Source organism: Ruegeria sp. K5 (assembly GCF_056531805.1).
Genome location: NZ_JBQFML010000004.1, coordinates 259,826 through 277,499, shown reverse-complemented (window position 1 = coordinate 277,499; position 17,674 = coordinate 259,826). Strand labels below are relative to the sequence as shown.

23 protein-coding genes and 1 tRNA gene are annotated in these 17,674 nt (G+C 54.0%); 17 read left to right on the top strand and 7 right to left on the bottom strand.

Going from position 1 to position 17,674, the window contains the following annotated elements:
* Positions 1–78: 78 nt before the first annotated feature.
* The 7 genes from ACR0MO_RS14010 to ACR0MO_RS13980 all read left to right on the top strand — a co-directional run bounded on the left by ACR0MO_RS14010 (position 79) and on the right by ACR0MO_RS13980 (position 7,077).
* Positions 79–930, top strand: coding sequence for a class I SAM-dependent methyltransferase (locus ACR0MO_RS14010; protein WP_480891826.1), 852 nt, complete (start codon positions 79–81; stop codon positions 928–930).
* Positions 931–1,430: 500 nt separating this feature from the next.
* A complete protein-coding gene (locus tag ACR0MO_RS14005) occupies positions 1,431–1,745 on the top strand; it encodes a hypothetical protein (protein ID WP_480891823.1) in 315 nt (104 codons plus the stop codon).
* 5 nt (positions 1,746–1,750) lie between these two features.
* On the top strand, positions 1,751–3,022 hold the full coding sequence (locus ACR0MO_RS14000) for a hypothetical protein (protein WP_480891821.1): 1,272 nt from the start codon (positions 1,751–1,753) through the stop codon (positions 3,020–3,022).
* The gene (locus ACR0MO_RS13995; protein ID WP_480891818.1) at positions 3,022–3,522 is read left to right on the top strand and encodes a hypothetical protein; all 501 of its coding nucleotides are present in this window, start codon (positions 3,022–3,024) and stop codon (positions 3,520–3,522) included. Before ACR0MO_RS14000 ends, ACR0MO_RS13995 begins: the two co-directional genes overlap by 1 nt.
* Positions 3,459–5,255 carry a hypothetical protein gene (locus ACR0MO_RS13990; protein WP_480891815.1) on the top strand — a complete coding sequence of 599 codons (1,797 nt, stop codon included), beginning with the start codon at positions 3,459–3,461 and terminating at the stop codon, positions 5,253–5,255. The genes ACR0MO_RS13995 and ACR0MO_RS13990 overlap by 64 nt, the downstream gene beginning before the upstream one ends.
* 215 nt (positions 5,256–5,470) lie before the next feature.
* A complete protein-coding gene (locus ACR0MO_RS13985) occupies positions 5,471–5,692 on the top strand; it encodes an HGGxSTG domain-containing protein (protein ID WP_480891812.1) in 222 nt (73 codons plus the stop codon).
* Between the two features lie 446 nt (positions 5,693–6,138).
* The gene (locus ACR0MO_RS13980) at positions 6,139–7,077 is read left to right on the top strand and encodes a hypothetical protein (protein ID WP_480891809.1); all 939 of its coding nucleotides are present in this window, start codon (positions 6,139–6,141) and stop codon (positions 7,075–7,077) included.
* A 402-nt stretch (positions 7,078–7,479) separates the two neighbouring features.
* Here the strand turns inward: ACR0MO_RS13980 and ACR0MO_RS13975 are convergent, their stop codons facing one another.
* The 4 genes from ACR0MO_RS13975 to ACR0MO_RS13960 form a co-directional block, all read right to left on the bottom strand.
* Positions 7,480–7,713, bottom strand: a complete 234-nt coding sequence (locus ACR0MO_RS13975) for a hypothetical protein (protein WP_170453295.1) — start codon at positions 7,711–7,713, stop codon at positions 7,480–7,482.
* 31 nt (positions 7,714–7,744) lie between these two features.
* Positions 7,745–9,433 carry a patatin-like phospholipase family protein gene (locus ACR0MO_RS13970; RefSeq protein ID WP_170453294.1) on the bottom strand — a complete coding sequence of 563 codons (1,689 nt, stop codon included), beginning with the start codon at positions 9,431–9,433 and terminating at the stop codon, positions 7,745–7,747.
* 620 nt (positions 9,434–10,053) lie between these two features.
* The gene (locus tag ACR0MO_RS13965) at positions 10,054–10,536 is read right to left on the bottom strand and encodes a hypothetical protein (RefSeq protein WP_480891804.1); all 483 of its coding nucleotides are present in this window, start codon (positions 10,534–10,536) and stop codon (positions 10,054–10,056) included.
* Positions 10,537–10,538: 2 nt separating this feature from the next.
* Positions 10,539–10,817, bottom strand: coding sequence for a helix-turn-helix domain-containing protein (locus ACR0MO_RS13960; RefSeq protein WP_480891801.1), 279 nt, complete (start codon positions 10,815–10,817; stop codon positions 10,539–10,541).
* Positions 10,818–10,925: 108 nt separating this feature from the next.
* On the opposite strand from ACR0MO_RS13960, the gene ACR0MO_RS13955 reads away from it, so the two are divergent.
* The 4 genes from ACR0MO_RS13955 to ACR0MO_RS13940 all read left to right on the top strand — a co-directional run bounded on the left by ACR0MO_RS13955 (position 10,926) and on the right by ACR0MO_RS13940 (position 12,901).
* The gene (locus ACR0MO_RS13955; protein WP_480891798.1) at positions 10,926–11,168 is read left to right on the top strand and encodes a hypothetical protein; all 243 of its coding nucleotides are present in this window, start codon (positions 10,926–10,928) and stop codon (positions 11,166–11,168) included.
* Positions 11,165–11,410, top strand: coding sequence for a hypothetical protein (locus ACR0MO_RS13950; protein WP_170453292.1), 246 nt, complete (start codon positions 11,165–11,167; stop codon positions 11,408–11,410). The genes ACR0MO_RS13955 and ACR0MO_RS13950 overlap by 4 nt, the downstream gene beginning before the upstream one ends.
* A 62-nt stretch (positions 11,411–11,472) precedes the next feature.
* Positions 11,473–11,964 (top strand): hypothetical protein, encoded by a 492-nt coding sequence (locus tag ACR0MO_RS13945; protein WP_480891795.1) that lies wholly within the window; start codon positions 11,473–11,475, stop codon positions 11,962–11,964.
* A gap of 220 nt (positions 11,965–12,184) precedes the next feature.
* Positions 12,185–12,901 carry a hypothetical protein gene (locus ACR0MO_RS13940; RefSeq protein WP_480891792.1) on the top strand — a complete coding sequence of 239 codons (717 nt, stop codon included), beginning with the start codon at positions 12,185–12,187 and terminating at the stop codon, positions 12,899–12,901.
* Positions 12,902–13,245: 344 nt separating this feature from the next.
* Here the strand turns inward: ACR0MO_RS13940 and ACR0MO_RS13935 are convergent.
* Positions 13,246–13,321, bottom strand: a tRNA-Thr gene (locus ACR0MO_RS13935).
* Between the two features lie 176 nt (positions 13,322–13,497).
* Between ACR0MO_RS13935 and ACR0MO_RS13930 the strand changes: the two genes are divergently transcribed.
* Positions 13,498–14,373 carry a hypothetical protein gene (locus tag ACR0MO_RS13930; RefSeq protein ID WP_170454062.1) on the top strand — a complete coding sequence of 292 codons (876 nt, stop codon included), beginning with the start codon at positions 13,498–13,500 and terminating at the stop codon, positions 14,371–14,373.
* 6 nt (positions 14,374–14,379) lie between these two features.
* Here ACR0MO_RS13930 and ACR0MO_RS13925 read toward each other — a convergent pair whose 3' ends face one another.
* Entirely contained in the window at positions 14,380–14,646 is a 267-nt protein-coding gene (locus ACR0MO_RS13925; RefSeq protein ID WP_170454064.1) for a DUF2312 domain-containing protein, read from the bottom strand.
* Between the two features lie 154 nt (positions 14,647–14,800).
* Here ACR0MO_RS13925 and ACR0MO_RS13920 point away from each other — a divergent pair, with 154 nt between their 5' ends.
* Positions 14,801–15,019, top strand: a complete 219-nt coding sequence (locus ACR0MO_RS13920; protein WP_170454066.1) for a hypothetical protein — start codon at positions 14,801–14,803, stop codon at positions 15,017–15,019.
* Positions 15,020–15,029: 10 nt separating this feature from the next.
* On the opposite strand, the gene ACR0MO_RS13915 is transcribed toward ACR0MO_RS13920, so the two are convergent.
* Complete coding sequence (locus ACR0MO_RS13915; RefSeq protein WP_170454068.1) at positions 15,030–15,245, bottom strand: hypothetical protein; 216 nt, start codon at positions 15,243–15,245, stop codon at positions 15,030–15,032.
* A 244-nt stretch (positions 15,246–15,489) separates the two neighbouring features.
* On the opposite strand from ACR0MO_RS13915, the gene ACR0MO_RS13910 reads away from it, so the two are divergent.
* From ACR0MO_RS13910 to ACR0MO_RS13895, 4 genes are read left to right on the top strand one after another with little or no spacing between them, the layout of a single operon-like run.
* Positions 15,490–16,353 (top strand): MBL fold metallo-hydrolase, encoded by an 864-nt coding sequence (locus ACR0MO_RS13910; RefSeq protein ID WP_170454070.1) that lies wholly within the window; start codon positions 15,490–15,492, stop codon positions 16,351–16,353.
* Between the two features lie 18 nt (positions 16,354–16,371).
* Positions 16,372–16,800: a YeeE/YedE thiosulfate transporter family protein gene (locus tag ACR0MO_RS13905; protein WP_170623649.1), complete on the top strand. Its 429-nt coding sequence runs from the start codon at positions 16,372–16,374 to the stop codon at positions 16,798–16,800.
* Positions 16,800–17,231: a DUF6691 family protein gene (locus tag ACR0MO_RS13900; protein ID WP_480626867.1), complete on the top strand. Its 432-nt coding sequence runs from the start codon at positions 16,800–16,802 to the stop codon at positions 17,229–17,231. Before ACR0MO_RS13905 ends, ACR0MO_RS13900 begins: the two co-directional genes overlap by 1 nt.
* A gap of 9 nt (positions 17,232–17,240) precedes the next feature.
* Positions 17,241–17,672 carry a TIGR01244 family sulfur transferase gene (locus tag ACR0MO_RS13895; RefSeq protein ID WP_170454074.1) on the top strand — a complete coding sequence of 144 codons (432 nt, stop codon included), beginning with the start codon at positions 17,241–17,243 and terminating at the stop codon, positions 17,670–17,672.
* The last annotated feature ends 2 nt before the right edge of the window (positions 17,673–17,674 follow it).

Sequence of the window (17,674 nt, the reverse complement as noted above, 5' to 3'; positions counted from 1 at the left end):
CAAAGTGTTTCCTTCTTGTCCAGCAGAACCCTTGGGCGTAACGTTGCGAACAACGAAAGATGTTGGAACTAATCGCAGATGAAAATACGTATTTTCAATAATTTAAGAAATTATTTTGCCCCCTCTCCCGAACCTAAACCAGCCCCAAAACTAAGGGCAAAGGTTAACGTGAACGGTGTTGAGCTGGAACGCTTTCGAGATTTTTCGAATAAAGCATACAAATCGCTGTCTGAATTACTTGGAGACTGCATCCCAGACAGAAGATATGAGCGGATGAACCCCGCGATTATGGCAAACAATATCTTCCCTCGCACTGGCTCACCGGCTGTACTAGACGTGGGCTGTGGTTCCGCCCAGTCATTCGAACTATTTCAAGAAATAAACAGTGACGTACAGTGGAGCGGTGTGGAAATAGCCGAAACCTACAACATTGCGGACTTGGGAAACTTACCGAGCGGTGTTCAAATCTACGATGGCACGAATATTCCGTGCGACGATGAAACCTTCGACTTTTGTTACTCAAAGCAGGTGTTTGAGCATGTAAGGCACCCTGAGGTCCTTCTGGACGATATCAACCGTGTTCTCAAACCGGGTGGTACATTCTTTGGAAGCCTCTCCGGTGGTGAACCGTACCACTGGCATAGCCTCTTCAACTTGACAGCCTTGGGATGGAAGACTGTTTTGGAGGACCATGGAATCCAGCTTAAGGAACTATACTCAGGCATTGATGCATTAACGCTCTTACTTCACCATTGGGCCGAGAACCGCCTTGAGATGGGTGATGAGTATTTTGCAAATCCGCTTATCAATACCGCCTTGTACAAAGAAACAGGGAAAGGCCCTCGAACCACAAAATACGAGAACACTCTGAAGCTTGTTTTTGCTGGTCACCTCGTATTTCGAGCTGAAAAGCCGCAACCAGACAACTGACGTCTCTCCGCTTTCGACTATCGATTAGCGTCCTAAGTTGAGGCCATCGGCTTGAGTCTGCTAGCCCAGCTATCCGCGTATTCTGGCAGCTCTTTAATACGGTTGTCATGAATTGCCATTAAGGCGCACGCAGCCCACATCGCGACATCACGGTCGGCGTCCTTGCCTTTCAGCAAACAGGAAAAAGCGGTCGCAGTGCCTGGCGTTGCTGGTCTGTGTTGCACTTGGCCCTCCCTGCCATCTCGCGGCACTACGGGACTAGCCGAGCTTGCTGCCGGGCCCTCTTAGCACAAGACGCCCCCAATATGATACCGCAAACAAAGGGCCCCTATTCTTTCCGTATTCATGGAAAGCCAGCAATGAAAACAAAGGAAAACCGCACTGTTGCATGGTGGCAAATCTGCCCACCAAACACTCGGATGCTCTCGCCTCAATCTTGCTTTCTGTGGGGTATTATAGTACCGTAAAATGGAGCAAAAGTAACAACCGCAGGCAGGCACATGGGCATTGAAATCCGCGAGATGATTGAAGGGCGAGAGGCAGGGGCAGACGCTCCCGAGGCCGACGTTTCTTACGATCCGATACCGGAGAACAGTGTCATTCGGGTGATTGCTGAGTTCAACGCAGAACAAGCAAGACACGCCCGGCAAATGGCTGCGCTCAGAAAGTGGTTTGCAGGCGGACGGAAAGGACTGCTTGCACCCGAACTCAAAGCGAAATGGCTGGAACTGGTTCTTGAGCATGACGGTGTTGAAGCCGCTGCACGTGAAATGGATCGGCTGGCCACCCACAAAATGCCGGAGGCAATGCAGTGACTAGAATGAACGCAAATATCATCTTAGGGGCACGACAGCCCGACTTAGTGAACGCACTCGCGGGCGGGCAAGAGCTTCGCGCCAGACAGAACCAGTTGAGCCAGCAGAACGTACTGAATGCGTTCCATCAAGAACATGGGGCCGGGATACTGGACGGTGACAAGGCCGCACTACAGGCTTACGCCCGAATTGATCCTGCGGCGGCGGTTGCTGTGCAGGGTCAGCATCAAATTCAGAAGTACCGCGCACAACGGTCAGAACAAGACCTCTTGGAACAGCAGATGCGTGTAGAGGCTCACATCGCTGATATGGATGCAGCGGAGATTCAGCGGGAAGTGGAGATGATCCGGCGGGGTGTTTCCCAAGCGATTGTCCTAGCGGAGCGCGGCGACTTGGACGGTGTGAACCGGAAGCTGATGGAGGCAGGACGCCAGCCGATTGAAAGCCTGGATGAATTTTCCTTGGTGGTAGCCGAGTTCTTGGACGGAACGGATGCCATGGAAGCATACCTGAACCCACCGCAACCAGCCGACGAATATGGCCGGTACGCTCAGGAAGAACGGGCCGCAGGCCGCACCCCTTTGAGCCGTATCAACTACGCACAGGCCAAGAAAGGCAGCGGGGTAAGCGTCACCACCGCAGACGGTACTTCGATATCGTTTGGCGGCGCTCAGCAGGGGCCAGGGTTCGGCACAAAAGCCACCAATGAGATTGAGGGCCGTATCTTGGACTCGGGCGCAATGCTCGGGCGACTGAACGACACGCGCGATTTGTTCAAACCGGAGTATCTGGAATTTGAGACACGGCTCGGCGCAAAGCTTGGACAATGGATGGACAAGGCCGGTAGAGCCACGCCTGAGCAACAAGAGCTTGTGGCAACCTTCGCGCAGTTCAAAACCGAGGCTTTCAACAACCTGAACACCAGTCTGAAAGAACTGTCCGGTGCCGCTGTGACGCCACAGGAGGCCGAGCGCCTGCTTGAGCAACTACCCAGCGTCGGAACGGGCGTCTTTGACGGGGATAGCCCGGTAGAGTTCCAAGCCAAGCTTGAGCAATCGATTACGCAGCAGAAGCGCGCAATCGCCCGGTACAATCTCTGGCTGGCCACAGGGCGTCAGGGTAAGCCGTGGGAGATGAGTTCACTGGATGACATTGACAAACTCATTAACCAGCGCGGCGAACAGATTGAGAAAGAGCTTAGGGCGAGCGGCATCACCGACCCCGGTGTTCTGGATCGCCAAGTTACAATGCAACTTCGCAAAGAGGTGGGTATCTGATGGCCGGTAAGGACTATGCAGCCGAAATCTTCGGTGAAACACGCACGTCGGCAAAAGCCCCGGCAAAGGACTATGCCAGCCGGATTCTCGGTCTCACGCCAGAACCTACTGGCGAAGTCGAGGGCGCTCAACGCAACCCGGACGGCACATACGGCACACCGCCGGAAGGCATGATTTTCAACCCCGACACGGGCCAAATGACGGATCGTGCGCTTCTGACGGAACACCACCGCCAGACAGGCTCACAGGGCGGTGCAGTAGCTCGTATGGCCCCACATGGCGCAACTCTGGGCTTGTCTGACGAAGCGGTTGGGCTTGGGTCTCTGGTGCGCGGTCCTAGCGCGGCAGCATTTGCCATGGAAAACGAGCGGGCCAAAATAGATGCAAACCGCAGCGAATACCCGGTTACGTCCTTCGTTTCAGAAGCCGGGGCGGCATGGCGGTGCCTGCGTCCATTCTCGGGGCATCGGCCAAAGCTGCAACCACTGGGCAGGCGATAAAGCGCGGCGCACAAGCTGGGGCCGTCACGGGCACCGTTTACGGCGCAGGCGAAGGTGAGGGTAACGGCAGGCTGCGCAGTGCGGGTTTCGGCCTCATTGGGGGTGCCGCTGGTGGTGCTGTGTCCGTCCCTGTCACCAAGGTTGTGACTTGGGCTGCACAGCGGATCGGCCAGCCTGTCGCGCGTCTATTCCGTGATCCTCGGTACTACTCTGAGGATGGTGGAATTTCCCCGGCTGGACGCGATGCGCTCAAACAACTCGGATACGACGCAGACCAGATAAGCGATGCGTTTGCCCGTGAGTTCTCCAAAGGCATTGACGAAGGTGTAGATCCGACCCTTGCGGCCCGCGCGGCTGAAATGGAAGAATTTGGGATCGATGCCTTCAAGCACAACGTCACAGGCGATGTGAACGACTTCGCGGACTTCGAACGCGCCCGACGCGGTGTTGGTCCTGACGCGGTTGTTTCGAAGGCTCAGCGGTTGGGGGATCAGCAGGACATGGCCGCACGTCGCGCAGTGGATGGTGTAGCCCGTGAACTGAGCGATGGATTGCCCGGTGACCAGTTGGACGCGGCACAGGCTGTCACAGCCCGCCTACAGACCCAGAGCGAAGCCGAGAGAGCCGCCGCACAGGCCGCGTACAGGGCCGCTGACGACGCAGGGGTGTCTGTGCCCGGAAACGTCGCTAAGGGCGTCGTACAGCGCGTACAGCGACGTCTGGCGGACGAAGAGATAGACCTTACCTCGGATATCTATTCCAACGCCCGAGCGTACATGTCCCGCCTTCAAAAGCGCGGCGAAGGTGAAGGGGGTGTTTCTCTGCGGCTGATTGAGACGTTCCGAAAGGACCTGAATGCTTCGCTGCGAAAAGCAAAGCCCGAAGATAGGCGCGCCCTGTCTATCATCAAATCCGAGTATGACGACTGGGTTGACGATGTGGTCACGGCCAAGCTGTTTGACGGCGATGAATCCGGGTTCGGGTATCTGAAAGAAGCCCGCAGACTATGGGCGCAATATTCGGCCAAATACAAAGGCACGGATGCTGGTTCGCGGTTCCTACAGGACATGATTGACGCTGGCGCATCCCCGGATCAGGTCATGCGCTGGATGTTCGGTGCTTCCAAGCTGGGCAACGGCAAAATGAATGCGCCGCTGGCGGCGAAACTGAAAAACACTCTGGGTAAGGAATCCGACGAGTGGAACTTGGTTAGACAAGCCGCGTTCCGTCAACTGACGCAGAAGCCAGGAACAGAGACACCCGGTGCAACTGGCCCGATCCCTTGGGGTCCGCAGAAAGTGTCAGAAAACATACGGTCCTTCTTCAACAGCCCGCAGACAAAGCCACTGGCAAACGTCCTGTTCACTCCGAAAGAGCGGGGGCAGATGATCCGGCTTTCAACGGCCCTTAATCGCATGGTTCCGCCCCGTGGGGCCGTGAATTACAGCGGCACGGGTTACGAGAACGCACGACTGGCCAAGAAGCTGTGGCAAGGCGCATTGACGGTTATCGGCTACAAGGTCGGTGGCCCTGCTGGGGCTGCGGCGGGTCATGCGACGGCGAAGGGTGCAAGCAAGGGCGCAGGCTGGCTGCAATCCAAGAAGATTGGGCAGAAGGTGAGGGGCGAAAAAGGTATCGGGCCAGTCGCCACTGGCGCTATCCCCGGCGCAAGTGCTGGTCTTACTGTCGAGGATTTCGCTACGGAATTGCTATTCCCAGGCCACCAAGAATGAGAAGCCCGCCGACGAATGCAACCGCAAAGCCCATTGCAACCGCCATGTTGCCGTCGCCACGATTCCAATGGGCTACCGCGCTCTTGGCACAGAAGACAATGCAGTACGCAATCAGAATGCCTGCGGCCACTTCAAGAGCTAATGGGGGATCGGTTGAACTCATGGCCCCAAACTAAGCGCCGATGCGCCCCACGTCCAGATAGGAGGGTTAGAACATGTCGAGTGAAACCAAAATCTGCGGAGCCAACACCCGTCGCGGTGTGTGCATGGAAGCGCCTGTGCAGGGCAAGACCCGCTGTCGCCTGCACGGTGGCCTATCGACCGGCGCAAAGACACCCGAGGGTCGGAAACGTCAGTCCGAGGGAGCCAAGGCACTATGGGCAGAACGTCACCGCCTGATGACTCTGGCACGTGAGCTTGAACAGGCCACGACCTGAGTTTTCGGACGCCATAAAAAGAGGAGCTGGGCCGAGGGGAGTTAAACCGGAAAGCCCAGCAATATCAAAGGCAGTTCCCGGATAAGGTAACAGGATAAATGACGGGCAGGGACAGCAGCACAATCTGGGTAGAGGAACTAAACCCGCCGCTTGTCCGCATGGCGTTTACTCACTTCCCTTGGCAGAACGCGCACAGGATTGGTCAGCGGTCGGCTAAATTGGCACAGAACTATTCCCGAGGCTGGCGCTGCGCATACTGCGGAGAACTCATGCCCGAGTGGAAACGGGTGGATGCCAAGTATTGCAGGGAAGGCTGTCGCAAGATGGCGGCGCGGAATAGGCGGTCAAAAAAAATCTTGGAATTGAGCAGCTGAAGGTTGACTATCGGTTCATATACTTGCCCAACGATTTTTGTAGACTGTATTAGGCTTTGGAAGATTCTGACTATGTCGCTGTTTCAACAACCCGAACTTCTTCTAAAAAACATAATTGGCTACTTGGCAGTTTTTCTTATTCTTCTTCTGACCTTAACAATCCTTTGGACTCAGGGTCGTTATTGGTGGTCAGCTTGGATTGGACAGGGAGACTACGCCGAACACCAAAAGGCGCATCACCAGTTCGTTTGCCGCCCACAAGTGAGCGCAAAAATCCCGAAATCGGAGGAGTCCGACCAGATTCGCCACAGATACTTCGCGCTGATGGAGGTAACACGTCAGGAGGTATCGCCGCCCGACTTTGTAGGGAAATTTCAGCGATTTATCCTATGCTCGGATTTTTCGCGAGTTGGAGTCGGCTCGGTTCAGTTAGCCGCTACTGGTAGCGGAAGCTTCTTTTTCGATGAGATGCACGTTGAAGAAGCTCAAATCCGACAAGGAGAATACGCCGCAATTTTGGAGCGTTATCCGGATGTGCCGGATTACTTGTCGGGAGAGGTGTTATGCCTTCTCCGTCACATGGCTCAGGGTAAAGACAAATTGACTCCAGGAATGTGTTCAGGCGCATCCGATGATGAGATAGGTGTAGAGGAGGTACCTGTAACCGACCCTCCCACTATTCCCACGGCATCAGACGCTCCTGGCCCTTGGATACTTGTTTCGGGTGCCGACCAATCTGACGCCGCAGCGATTCACGAAGTAAGAGCTGCGACAGGCGTCTTGTCGGAGACGAAAGGATACGAAGCGACCGAAGTATTCTTGATCCGTTCATGGCGGCGCACAGTGAGCTATTTCGATAGCAAGGTCAGTGCGGAGGAAGCTCTGGATGAAAGTAAGGCCAAGTTGCGCTATGGCGGATACATTCGAAATACGGCTGAGTGGTGTGACGGGGTTCCGACGGAGGTCGAGCGAACGGTAGACAATGTCAAATTTTGGCGGTGCCAATCCTAGGTGGAATTGGCACAGATGAATTGACTACTCCTCGGAACAATTCTTTGGTAATCCTGCCAGCACAGGCCTCAAATATGCCCGTCAGGCACAATTGGGCGGTTCAGACGCCAAGGCGCGAAGTCAGACAGTCAGTTTGTCGTCCTGTGACCCGCCCATCGCGTTTAGAGTTACCGCTTTCCCGGACACACCCATAGCGCGTTCATATTGATCCACTGCGGCCAAGTACGCGCTCAGTTTGCGACCATCTTCGCTACTGGGTTCAGATCCCCATAAATGCACGAGTTCGCGGAGCGCTGTTTGGTATTCTGTTTGGGTGCGCAAAATGGTCACTTTTCAAAATGTCCTGCCGCTCAAACTCTTATTTTCCGCCTGAAACCGCCCATGAAAGGAGCGGTTATGCTCTCAGTTGTGCATGCTTGACAGTCTTTTGGACAATGCCGGGAAGCCGTCTTCAAGCGCATCAATTAGTTCGCGCTGCTCATCCTGCATCGTGGAGAAGCGGTTTTCCTCCGATTCACCATCGTTGCTTTGCTTCCGACTTTTGAGCTTTTTCAGCTTTTCACGCAAAATTCTTCTATCTTCGTCGCTAAAATTGGATCTTCCAGATTTAAATTTGTTTTTGAATTTCAGAGCCATAGTTCGGACCACCTAGCTAAATTCCTCATCATTATAGTACGTCTGTTTTAGCCTGCCAAGTTTTGCTCAGCCTAACTAGCTCTCCATGGACTTTCTCGAAGTTCGAACCTAGAGGAATATCACCGTCGAAAGTTATGGCCACGGACGCTCGAAGCAGCCTTGCTCCGGACAGAGGTAGTGCGAGTGCCCATTTCCGACAAGGTGGCGTAATGACCTTTAACCTGCCGGTCTTGTCAGGCGAATAGAAACGAAGCCGCCCTTCTGGAGTGCCTAAGTCAGCATAAGCGCCGTACTTTTCTCCGTTTAAGCAAGCGTCTATCAAAGTGCCTGCCTTGCCCAGCATCAAATGTTTGTCAGCATGTTCGTTGAAGCCTTCGCAACACCAAAGATGATAGCCTGCAACATTGTCGCCGGAGGTGTCTATCGGCTTAACCAGCGCGGATCTGAGTTTGGTTTCGCTAAGCCCGTCGATGTTTCTAATCGCAGTGCGAGCTTTTCTGTGAATCTCCTTTAAAAATTCGATTTCTTCGAACCTCGCCTCCAGGACCTCGTCAGCGAAAGCGGCTGATACCAAGACCCAGTCATAGGCGTCTTGAGGAGATATATCGAAGTCGAGAAGCCCAATTTCGGTAGGAACAGGAATGCTGACGTGATGCGCGATTCCTCTTGTGCTTAAGTCAGCCGCTCCAAACAATGCGGTGTTGGTTATCGCGGTGAGTGCCTTGAAACCCTTGGGTTCCTTCCTCACGAATTTCGTGGTCTTTCTTTTCGATGGAGGAAGCCGTTCCGCAGGAATGGACTCGCTCGTTATTACCCAGCTTTCTTCATCTAAGATAAGATGCTCATCGAGGGACCAAGCGGGCAAATTTGACACCATTCCCCCGTCACTAAAATACGACCCCTGAATCTGAATTGGGCGAAAAACTAAGGGGACGGCACAGGAGGCCGCCACCGCTTCTGACACCGGTATGTCTTGGCACTTCAAACTCTCGCTTGAAAACAAACGCATCTTGCCGGTTGAGATTTCAGCCGCGACTATTTTCAAAATGCGACCGTGACGCTTAATATCTCCAAAAGTAACTCTATCGCCCTTAGGCTTTATTTTTTTGGCCGCTAGAAGCTCATCCAGCGCATCCGTAAACAGTTTCAATGAACCGAGTCCGGAAAAGAAGTAAGTGAAATAGACTAAAAAAGCTGCTAGCAACACGTGGCAACAAATGGACAGGCCCCAAGCCAAACTTGCTAAAAAAGCTGCTACCTTTATTGGCACCCAGGGAACAAAGCTGCGTAACTCAAGCATGCTAAAAATTGGCCAGAGGATGAAGAAAATAAATACGACTGTGGCAGTCTTGATAATACGCGTCCTTAAGGTCTCGTTTCCTGCGTTGAGCAGCCAGCGCAGCCTTCTTATCCGCCGCCAATGTCGCGGCTCCAATAAATCAAGAACCTTGTTTTGGCTTGGTCCTAGAAAATCGAAGAGTGATTTGAGAGCGACGCCATTTGCTTTATCTGCTGAAGGTTGGGCCTTTGTTTCATCTTCTGACAGCAAATCACCGGCTTTGTAGCCTGCGGCGACAAGAGCAGCTACTATTGCACCAGCGGATGTTCCTGCTGTGCCAATAATTTTTAGGTTTCTGTGGTCAAGTGCAGTGAGAATTCCTATATGGGAAATACCTTTTGCTCCACCACCTTCAAAAACGACGAAGGTCTCTTTGGCCATTCTGTCAATCCGTTAAGTCAAGTCGCTGTTGGTAATCAAATTTGGGCAGCAGCATATACTGGGATTTCAATTCGTCAAAATCTATCCGCCTTTTGGAAGGTCGGTTCGATTTCTGGCGGAAGTACCAGGGGGCAACCGTCGAAAATGAGCTTTCCCGTTTAGCGGTTTTAGCGAGTCTAGCAGGTCCCTATCTCCGTTTGGGCCATGCTTTCGGTGCTCTCCTCTCAGCCCCGAACAACCCGTCCCGAAGTTTGCTGCCCAATGACCAAAAGAACCCATTCGGCGGTGAATCCACGAAAGGTGCATGTGAAACCGCTATTTCTTTTCCCCTTATTGCAAGGCGCTAACGGCGATAGCAGGAAGCACAGCTGATTATTCTCACTACGAGAACACCCAAATCCTTGAATCAGCTGAGAGGTTGTCGGTCCCCCCCGACGGCTTCTACTGAGGCGGTAGTTGCCTTTTGGCTACCGCCTCTTTTTGTCTCTCCCCCAAAAACCAGATTGGTTCAACGTCTGACGATTGAGCTTTACCTACTGGTCACTTTACTTCCGCAACACTACCCCAACCCCATTGGCCGTGTCGCCTTCGTCAAGGAACTGAGTAGGTCGGCTGTGTGCCTATGGCCGTACGGTGATGGACGCAGGCTTTCCTTGCTCAATCAACGACTGTAGCTGGAAGGCCGTGTCAGCGATTGCTTGCCAATTTCTGAGGCATACGTTTATGGCATCGACGATGTTTGACGACCATTCTGGTCCAGCCAGAAGCAAATCCGTCTCGCTAACTCCGTACAAATAGGGATCTTCCCAGCGTTCTGTGAGTTCCGCTTGGATTGACCCAGGATCGGACTCGCCTTCGAAGACTATTTCGCTGATGACTCCTGCAAGGGCAATCAATGGTTTTTTCTCTTCAGGTACAGAATCGAAATGCATAGTGCGGCCACGCCACGCTTTCTCATCGCTTGAAGCGCCAAAGTTCTCCCAAACTACACATTTGGCGGGTATCCCGCACTCGGACGCGATGACAACCGCGTGACCGGCTTCATGATACGCAACCGAACAGAGCTCGCGCGCGCTGATTTCCTGAATTTTGGACTCCGTCATACCTAATTTCCCGGATGCAAACCAATAAGTTCCTGTGGCGACTTTCGAAGCCTAGCACCAGGTTCTCCACCGTTCAGGAACTCGATTCCTTCGGCGCTGAGTGCGTTATATATCGCGACCTTTGTCGAAAGGTCCGCATTTCTCATTGCCTCTGGCTTGGCTTCCAGGCGCTTTATTGTTGAGCCACCGATCCCAGCTTGTTCTGCCAAATCCCCCTGCGACCAACCCAGCAGCATACGCGCAGCTTTAGTGTGTTGAGGTGTGATGTCTGCATAGTGCATGGTACTTTTTGTTCTCCGGTGGTACTTTTGGTATTGCAGTGGAAGAGTTGCTGCCCATATACTTTTAGTACCACGTACGATACCAAACGGCAACCGGAGGAAACGGCAATGGAAGAACAACGCGCCAGCGCGAACGGAGAAGTTTTGTCTTACCCCAGGAAGGGCTGCACCCGAGCTGAATTGCAGCAAGAGGCACTCATCATCGAATGCCTGTTGGACGCTGCAACGTCTTTGATTGGCGGCAATGACGGGCGGGAACAAATGGTTGAGGTCATGGCTATGGCGCAAGAACGCGCCCACAATCTCAATGTCGCCTTGGATTCAGTTAGCGAGCCGGAGTTGGCATCATGAATGATACATTCGCACTCTACGAAGCTGGATACACGAAGTCTGCTGAAGGCAACTGCTACGCCATCTTCAACCTTTGCCGTGTCGGTATCGCGGCAAGTGACTCAGCAATGAACATCGACCTCGCGAACAAGGGTGGCTACGACGCATTGCTCGAAGCAATCGCCGAACTCGCCGCAGATGCAATTGAGCGCATCGAAACTGCTGACTCAGAAGCAAGGAAAGCGCAAAACAAAGCAGCCTAAGATTTGAGTACCAAAGAAGGGCGCGGCATTATCTGCGCCCGTTTTCCGTTTTGAGATTTGATATGAGCTTTTACACCGTCAACCGGCATTGGTCGGATCAATTCCTGCCTGAGATAAAGAGCATTATCGGCAGTCACATCCTACAGGCCGCGCCAGATCCGCTGGACCACTTCCAAGCCACTGACCTACTTATGCTGGACGCCAAGGACATGCGGATAGCAGCCAGGGTTAGGCGTCACGGCTATGCCGACCGGTACCCGCATCAGTTCACCATCAGGGCAAAGCTGCCCACAGGTGCCGAGACGGAGCTATCCAAGATAGTGAACGGCCACGGGGATTGGATGTTCTACGGCCACGCAGGGCCAGACGGGCATTCAATCCTGAACTGGTGGCTGATTGACCTAAAGGCGTTCCGAGCGGCGCTGATACGGCACAGGACGACCGGGTCACACCTGCTCATGGGTGACAAGCGAAACGCAGACGGGACATGCTTCAAGTGGTTTGATATCAGGTCGTTTCCGAAAGAGCCGCCGTTGGTGGTAGCGCGTGGTTGACAAGGGATTATCCTCTGAGCCTGATGACCTTTTTCACTTACAATGCCCCGTTTCGCTCAGCATTCTAATCCCGTGACAGACTGAAACGTCTCTTGGCCACGTTAGCTTATGAGCGGCCAAATACCTCGACGGCTTCCTCTCATGGGGCTACGCTACTCAAGCATCGAAGCAAATCGCAACCTAGAACAAAAGGTCGTATGAAACGAACGGGCATTTTTATATGGAAAACTTTGTAATTAAGTACCTGTCCCAGATTTTCGACTTCAGCAGAAATTTTCTTTATATCGCAAGCCTGAAACAAGCCGGGATCTCTGATGCTATAAAGTCAAAGGGCTTTTCTGCGCAGTACTCGATGTTTGCAATTTTATTTGGCGGCATCGCCATCTACTTTCATATGAACTACTTGATCGGTGGCATCCATGTGCAAAAAGCAATTGGATCAGCGTTGTTTCAAGTTATCCTCGGATCGATCATCGGGTTTATATCATTGCTACTCTCAGGAAAAATCACCGGGGTAAATGTCCAGTCGGCAAAGGCTTGGAGGTTCTCTATTATTTTTTCGGCAACAGGCACGACTCTAAACGGCATTGTGCTACTTACCCAACTTGGCATCATTCAATTATTCCATTTGTATTGGGATGCAATCGCTCATACCGGTCGGTCTCTCAACTACTACGACCTGGTTAATGCGTTACTTTTCTTTATTTTTATTGTCTATTTTTTGATTTTTGCGTTCACATCGATAAGAGCCTTCTGTGATGTTAACAATATCCGAAAAATCTGGAAATACACTGGCGCCTGGATAGTTATCTCTCTCGCTATCACCGTTCTATCCATCCCGCTATTATTCCTATCTTATTCTATACTAGGGATACCGATTGAAGAATTGGCCCTAGCCCTCGAAGACTTTACCTATGGGCCATGCTGTTCTGACTGAAAAAGTTGCAACCCGAAACATGACAGGACATTGAACGCGTTTTCTGACAGCCAAACCAGCCACATCAAAACCGAAGCGCCAGACATCAGATTGGATAGCTCAAAATACCAACAGTTGGCATCCAGGCGCTCCTGTCCCCCAGAACCTCACAAAACCTGAAATCGGAATCGTCGCCTTATAGCGGGAAACACCGGGCACGCGTGAGACTCGTCGCAACGTGGCAAGAGTCTGTAGTCTGTCAGAGGATATCAAAATAACGATACTTGTCCCCCATATGTCCCCCAGAGCGAACCATGCGGGACACCTGTGAAGCGGGAAAGTCATGTAAGTTGTTGATTTTAAAGTGGTGCCCCCACACGGACTCGAACCGCGGACCTACTGATTACAAATCAGTTGCTCTACCAGCTGAGCTATAGGGGCACTGGCTGCCGATTACTGCCTTCGGAACAGGACTGCAAGTCGGAATTTCAGCATTCGGTTGGGGATTGCCGAAATTTCTGCGATTGTGTGAAACTCAACCTATCGAAGCGGCGGGCTTCGTTCTATGTGATGCGGGTCGAGGAACGCTTGGCAAAACCTTTGGGCGTAAGGAAAATATGCAGGTAGTCATTCACGCTGGGGTCGCCTTCACGGATGAAGGGCAATTGCTGGACTCGCTGGTCGCCAACAAAGGCGTCATCACTCAGACCGGGGCTTTTCCGCTGGGGCCGCGCAAGTGTCGGCATTTTGAAAGGATTATGTCGGATTCGATCCTGAAAAACCTGCCTCTCGCCGACACCCGGGATCAGTTGCGGGCGCTTCTGCCAGATACCTCGGGTTTCGGGCGTTTGATCGTGTCCAGCGAGAAATTCTTTGGCCCGATCAAGACTGCCTTGCAACATGGCCAGATGTATCCGTTTGCCGGACGGCGCATTGCATACTCGCAAGAGGTTCTGGAAGGGGCAGAGGTCGAGGTTTTTGCCGGGCTGATGAACCCGGGATCGTTCATTCCGAAGATTCTGACGGCAATGGACCCTGACCGCGCGCGGTCAATTCTGGACACCACGGACCTGAGCTGCCTGAGCTGGGTCAGCATGATCGAAGACCTGAGCGACCTGGCGCCCAACGTGAAGATCACGCTGTGGGAAAACGAGGACACACCCCTGATCTGGGGCGACATCGTGCGTGCCATGGCCGGTTTGGGGAATGACGTTGCGATAAAGGGCGAGCATACGCTGCTGGCCTCTTTGTTGACCGAGCAAGGCAAACACCAGCTTCTGCCGCTGATCCAACAGGAACAATCGGGGGCCAGGCTTGCCTCGCGCGATGAGTTGATCGCCTTGTTTGAAGACTATGCGCAGCCCGACCAGATCGAAGAGGAACTGGATCTGCCGGGCTGGAACGCAGATATCGTCAGCGCGTTTTCAGAACTTTACGCGCAGGATATGGCGAAAATCCGAACCCTGCCAAACATTCGGGTTCTGGACGTCTAGGCCGGGTTACATCCCCAGCGCTTCCTTATACATCTCCAGAACCGCTTCTTCTTCGGCGATGTCGTCTTTGTCGCGCTTGCGCAGCGCGATCACTTTGCGCATGACCTTGGTGTCATAGCCACGGGCCTTGGCCTCGGCCATCACTTCTTTCTGCTGTTCGGCGATGTCCTTCTTTTCGGCATCCAGACGCTCGAACCGCTCGATAAACTGGCGCAATTCGCCAGCGGTTACGCGGTAATTTGCGGTGGCCTGATCTTCGGTCATATCTTCCATCGACGTCTTTCCCTAAGGCTTGAATTGGATGCAGTTACCTCGCGGATACATCGGGTCCGCGCAGGTCGCAAGCACCCAATCCGTCACCGGGCTTGTCTGTGCCGGTGCGATCCAGTAAGCGCAGGTTCAATTCGCAGCAACTTTTTGGGGCGCAATGTTTGAAGTCATCACCTGGGGCGGGGCCGCCCTGTCACTGGCCGGGCTTGCCGGACTGGTCTGGTGCATTCTGCGCGTGATGAAGGCGCGCAAGGCCGGATTGTCGGATGATGAATTGCGTGCCGTGGTTCAGGGCGTTCTGCCATGGAACCTGGGGTCCCTGTTTCTGTCCGTGATTGGCTTGATGCTGGTCATCCTCGGGATCTCCTTCGGATGACCGCCCGGCGCTAGATCGGCATATTGTCGAACCGCGCTTCCATTGCATCTTCGCACAAAGCGGAATCCAACCGACGCAGGCGGGATGGAACATGCATGCCCTGTCGGCGCATATGATCGACAATCTTGCTGACACTTGGTTGCAGAGCCAGACGCGTATCCAGGCACGCGTTTTCCAGCTTTTGTTCAAGCTTCTCGACTTCGGAATAGATGGATTTCGGTTCCATATCGCTCCTCCCCAGTGATGCCAGTATCTCCGATATAGGTAACGGGATTAAGACCGGAACAGATTACTCTGATACTGTGCGGAAACCCGCCGGAGAGTCCGTCAATTTCGGCAATCCGGCGCGGTACGGTTAAAGTTTAAGCCAAATTAATCAAACCTGCCTTGACGGACATCAAAAACCAAATCGGATATTGCAACACATTCCATGGTCAATATATGAAGTATGGACAGGAGCGGAGGACCCCATGACCCCAAATGTGAAAGCGTTTTTTGACGATCAAACCTTCACGGTGTCCTATGTGGTGAACGAACCCGATGGAGCGGCCTGTGCCATCATCGACAGTGTTCTGGATTTTGACCACGCATCCGGTCGTACCACGACCAAATCGGCGGATGAGATTATCGACTACGTCCGGTCCCAGGGGCTCAGGACCGAATGGATCCTGGAAAGCCATGTGCATGCCGACCATCTTTCGGCGGCCCCCTACTTGCAGGATAAGCTTGGCGGAAAGATCGGAATTGGCGACCAGATCGTGACCGTGCAGGACACCTTCGGCAAAGTTTTCAACGAAGGGACCGAGTTTCAGCGGGATGGCAGCCAGTTCGACGCCCTGTTTGCGGAAGGCGACAGCTTTCACATCGGGCAGATGCGCGGCGACGTGCTGCACACGCCGGGTCATACGCCTGCCTGTTTGACCTATGTGATCGGGGATGCGGCCTTTGTCGGGGATACGCTGTTCATGCCCGATTTCGGCACCGCGCGATGCGATTTTCCGGGCGGTTCCTCATCTACGCTATATGCCTCAATCCAAAAGATCCTGTCTTTGCCCGATGATACTCGCGTTTACGTCGGACACGATTACAAAGCCCCCGGGCGCGATGAATATGCCTGGGAAACCACGGTGGGTGAGCAGAAGGCGCTGAACATCCACATCGGCCAGGGGCGCAGCATCGAAGAGTTTGTCGAAATGCGGGATGCGCGCGACGCGACATTGGCAATGCCGCGCCTGATCCTGCCGTCTTTGCAGGTCAACATGCGCGCAGGTCAGATGCCGCCGGCAGATGAACAGGGCGATGTGATGCTGAAGCTGCCGATCAACAAGCTTTAACAAAGGGATCAATCGAACATGATGACGGCTTGGGTGATGGGCTTGATTGGCGGTGTGCTGATTGGCCTTGGCGGCGCGGTATACCTGTTGGGCAATGGCCGCATCATGGGTGCCAGCGGCATTTTGGGTGGGCTGGTCGATGGCAGTGCGCGCAACGAAGCGGTCGAGCGTTTGGCTTTCCTCGCCGGGGTGATCGGGATGCCCTTGCTGCTGCGGCCATGGATCGCACCGGGGGCCGAAACGCATTTGACCGGCAATCTGGTGCTGGTGATTGTGGCGGGGCTGTTGGTGGGCGTCGGTACGCGCATTGCCAATGGCTGCACCTCGGGGCATGGCGTGTGTGGCATTTCCCGGTTTTCAATGCGTGGGATCGTGGCCACGTTGATCTACATTGCAGCAGGCGGGCTGACCGTGCTGGGCTTGCGGCATATTCTGGGGATCGCATGATGCGAGTATTGATCGCAGCACTTGCCGGGTCCCTGTTTGGCATTGGCCTTCTGGTCTCTGGCATGACCGATACGACCAAAGTGCAAGGCTGGCTGGACGTTTTCGGGGATTGGGACCCGACCCTTGCCTTTGTGATGGGTGGTGCAATCCTGCCAATGATCCTTGCATGGCGTCTTACGACCGGACGGCACCCCATGGCAGGCGGTGAGTTTCCGGCCCCGACGCGCGCCGAGTTTGACCGGAGGTTAATTGTGGGCTCGATCTTGTTCGGGATGGGATGGGGCATGGTGGGGCTGTGCCCCGGTCCGGCGCTGGCCTCGCTCAGCTTTGGCGGCAGCGGCGGGGTGGTGTTTCTGCTGGCCATGATCACGGGAATGTTCCTCGCCCCTCACGTGGGGCCACAGCTAGACAGGGCTGCAAACGCGGCCTAAGGAATTGGCATGGAGATTCGACCTATTACCCCCCGCTACGCCGTCTCACCCCAGATCACGGTCGAGGATGTTCCGGCCATCGCCGAAGCCGGTTTCGTCAAGGTGATCTGCAACCGTCCGAATGCCGAAGTTCCGGCTGACATGCAGTCGGATGCAATCGGCGAAGCCGTGCGTGCAGCGGGTCTGGAATATGAAGTTCTGGAACTGACCCATCAGACAATGACACCTGAAAACGTGTCGCGTCAGCGCGACATGGCCGAGACCTGCAGCGGCCCGGTGCTGGCTTATTGCGCGTCCGGTACACGCTGCTCGGTCGTCTGGGCGCTTGGGCAGTGCGACCGGATGAGCACGGATGAGATTCTCACCGCAACAACCAACGCGGGCTACCAGTTGGAAAACCTGCGCCCAGCCCTGGATCAAATTCGCAACAACGCAGAGTGATC

Excerpts from the sequence above, each read along its gene's own strand:
- ACR0MO_RS14000 (WP_480891821.1), top strand. The coding sequence starts at position 1,751 with ATGAACGCAAATATCATCTTAGGGGCACGACAGCCCGACTTAGTGAAC.
- ACR0MO_RS13950 (WP_170453292.1), top strand. The coding sequence starts at position 11,165 with ATGAATGATACATTCGCACTCTACGAAGCTGGATACACGAAGTCTGCT.
- ACR0MO_RS13995 (WP_480891818.1), top strand. The coding sequence starts at position 3,022 with ATGGCCGGTAAGGACTATGCAGCCGAAATCTTCGGTGAAACACGCACG.
- ACR0MO_RS13920 (WP_170454066.1), top strand. The coding sequence starts at position 14,801 with ATGTTTGAAGTCATCACCTGGGGCGGGGCCGCCCTGTCACTGGCCGGG.
- ACR0MO_RS13970 (WP_170453294.1), bottom strand. The coding sequence starts at position 9,433 with ATGGCCAAAGAGACCTTCGTCGTTTTTGAAGGTGGTGGAGCAAAAGGT.
- ACR0MO_RS14005 (WP_480891823.1), top strand. The coding sequence starts at position 1,431 with ATGGGCATTGAAATCCGCGAGATGATTGAAGGGCGAGAGGCAGGGGCA.
- ACR0MO_RS13985 (WP_480891812.1), top strand. The coding sequence starts at position 5,471 with ATGTCGAGTGAAACCAAAATCTGCGGAGCCAACACCCGTCGCGGTGTG.
- ACR0MO_RS13900 (WP_480626867.1), top strand. The coding sequence starts at position 16,800 with ATGCGAGTATTGATCGCAGCACTTGCCGGGTCCCTGTTTGGCATTGGC.
- ACR0MO_RS13930 (WP_170454062.1), top strand. The coding sequence starts at position 13,498 with ATGCAGGTAGTCATTCACGCTGGGGTCGCCTTCACGGATGAAGGGCAA.
- ACR0MO_RS13965 (WP_480891804.1), bottom strand. The coding sequence starts at position 10,536 with ATGACGGAGTCCAAAATTCAGGAAATCAGCGCGCGCGAGCTCTGTTCG.
- ACR0MO_RS13940 (WP_480891792.1), top strand. The coding sequence starts at position 12,185 with ATGGAAAACTTTGTAATTAAGTACCTGTCCCAGATTTTCGACTTCAGC.
- ACR0MO_RS13955 (WP_480891798.1), top strand. The coding sequence starts at position 10,926 with ATGGAAGAACAACGCGCCAGCGCGAACGGAGAAGTTTTGTCTTACCCC.
- ACR0MO_RS14010 (WP_480891826.1), top strand. The coding sequence starts at position 79 with ATGAAAATACGTATTTTCAATAATTTAAGAAATTATTTTGCCCCCTCT.
- ACR0MO_RS13910 (WP_170454070.1), top strand. The coding sequence starts at position 15,490 with ATGACCCCAAATGTGAAAGCGTTTTTTGACGATCAAACCTTCACGGTG.
- ACR0MO_RS13980 (WP_480891809.1), top strand. The coding sequence starts at position 6,139 with ATGTCGCTGTTTCAACAACCCGAACTTCTTCTAAAAAACATAATTGGC.
- ACR0MO_RS13895 (WP_170454074.1), top strand. The coding sequence starts at position 17,241 with ATGGAGATTCGACCTATTACCCCCCGCTACGCCGTCTCACCCCAGATC.
- ACR0MO_RS13990 (WP_480891815.1), top strand. The coding sequence starts at position 3,459 with ATGGCGGTGCCTGCGTCCATTCTCGGGGCATCGGCCAAAGCTGCAACC.
- ACR0MO_RS13925 (WP_170454064.1), bottom strand. The coding sequence starts at position 14,646 with ATGGAAGATATGACCGAAGATCAGGCCACCGCAAATTACCGCGTAACC.
- ACR0MO_RS13975 (WP_170453295.1), bottom strand. The coding sequence starts at position 7,713 with ATGGCTCTGAAATTCAAAAACAAATTTAAATCTGGAAGATCCAATTTT.
- ACR0MO_RS13905 (WP_170623649.1), top strand. The coding sequence starts at position 16,372 with ATGATGACGGCTTGGGTGATGGGCTTGATTGGCGGTGTGCTGATTGGC.
- ACR0MO_RS13945 (WP_480891795.1), top strand. The coding sequence starts at position 11,473 with ATGAGCTTTTACACCGTCAACCGGCATTGGTCGGATCAATTCCTGCCT.
- ACR0MO_RS13915 (WP_170454068.1), bottom strand. The coding sequence starts at position 15,245 with ATGGAACCGAAATCCATCTATTCCGAAGTCGAGAAGCTTGAACAAAAG.
- ACR0MO_RS13960 (WP_480891801.1), bottom strand. The coding sequence starts at position 10,817 with ATGCACTATGCAGACATCACACCTCAACACACTAAAGCTGCGCGTATG.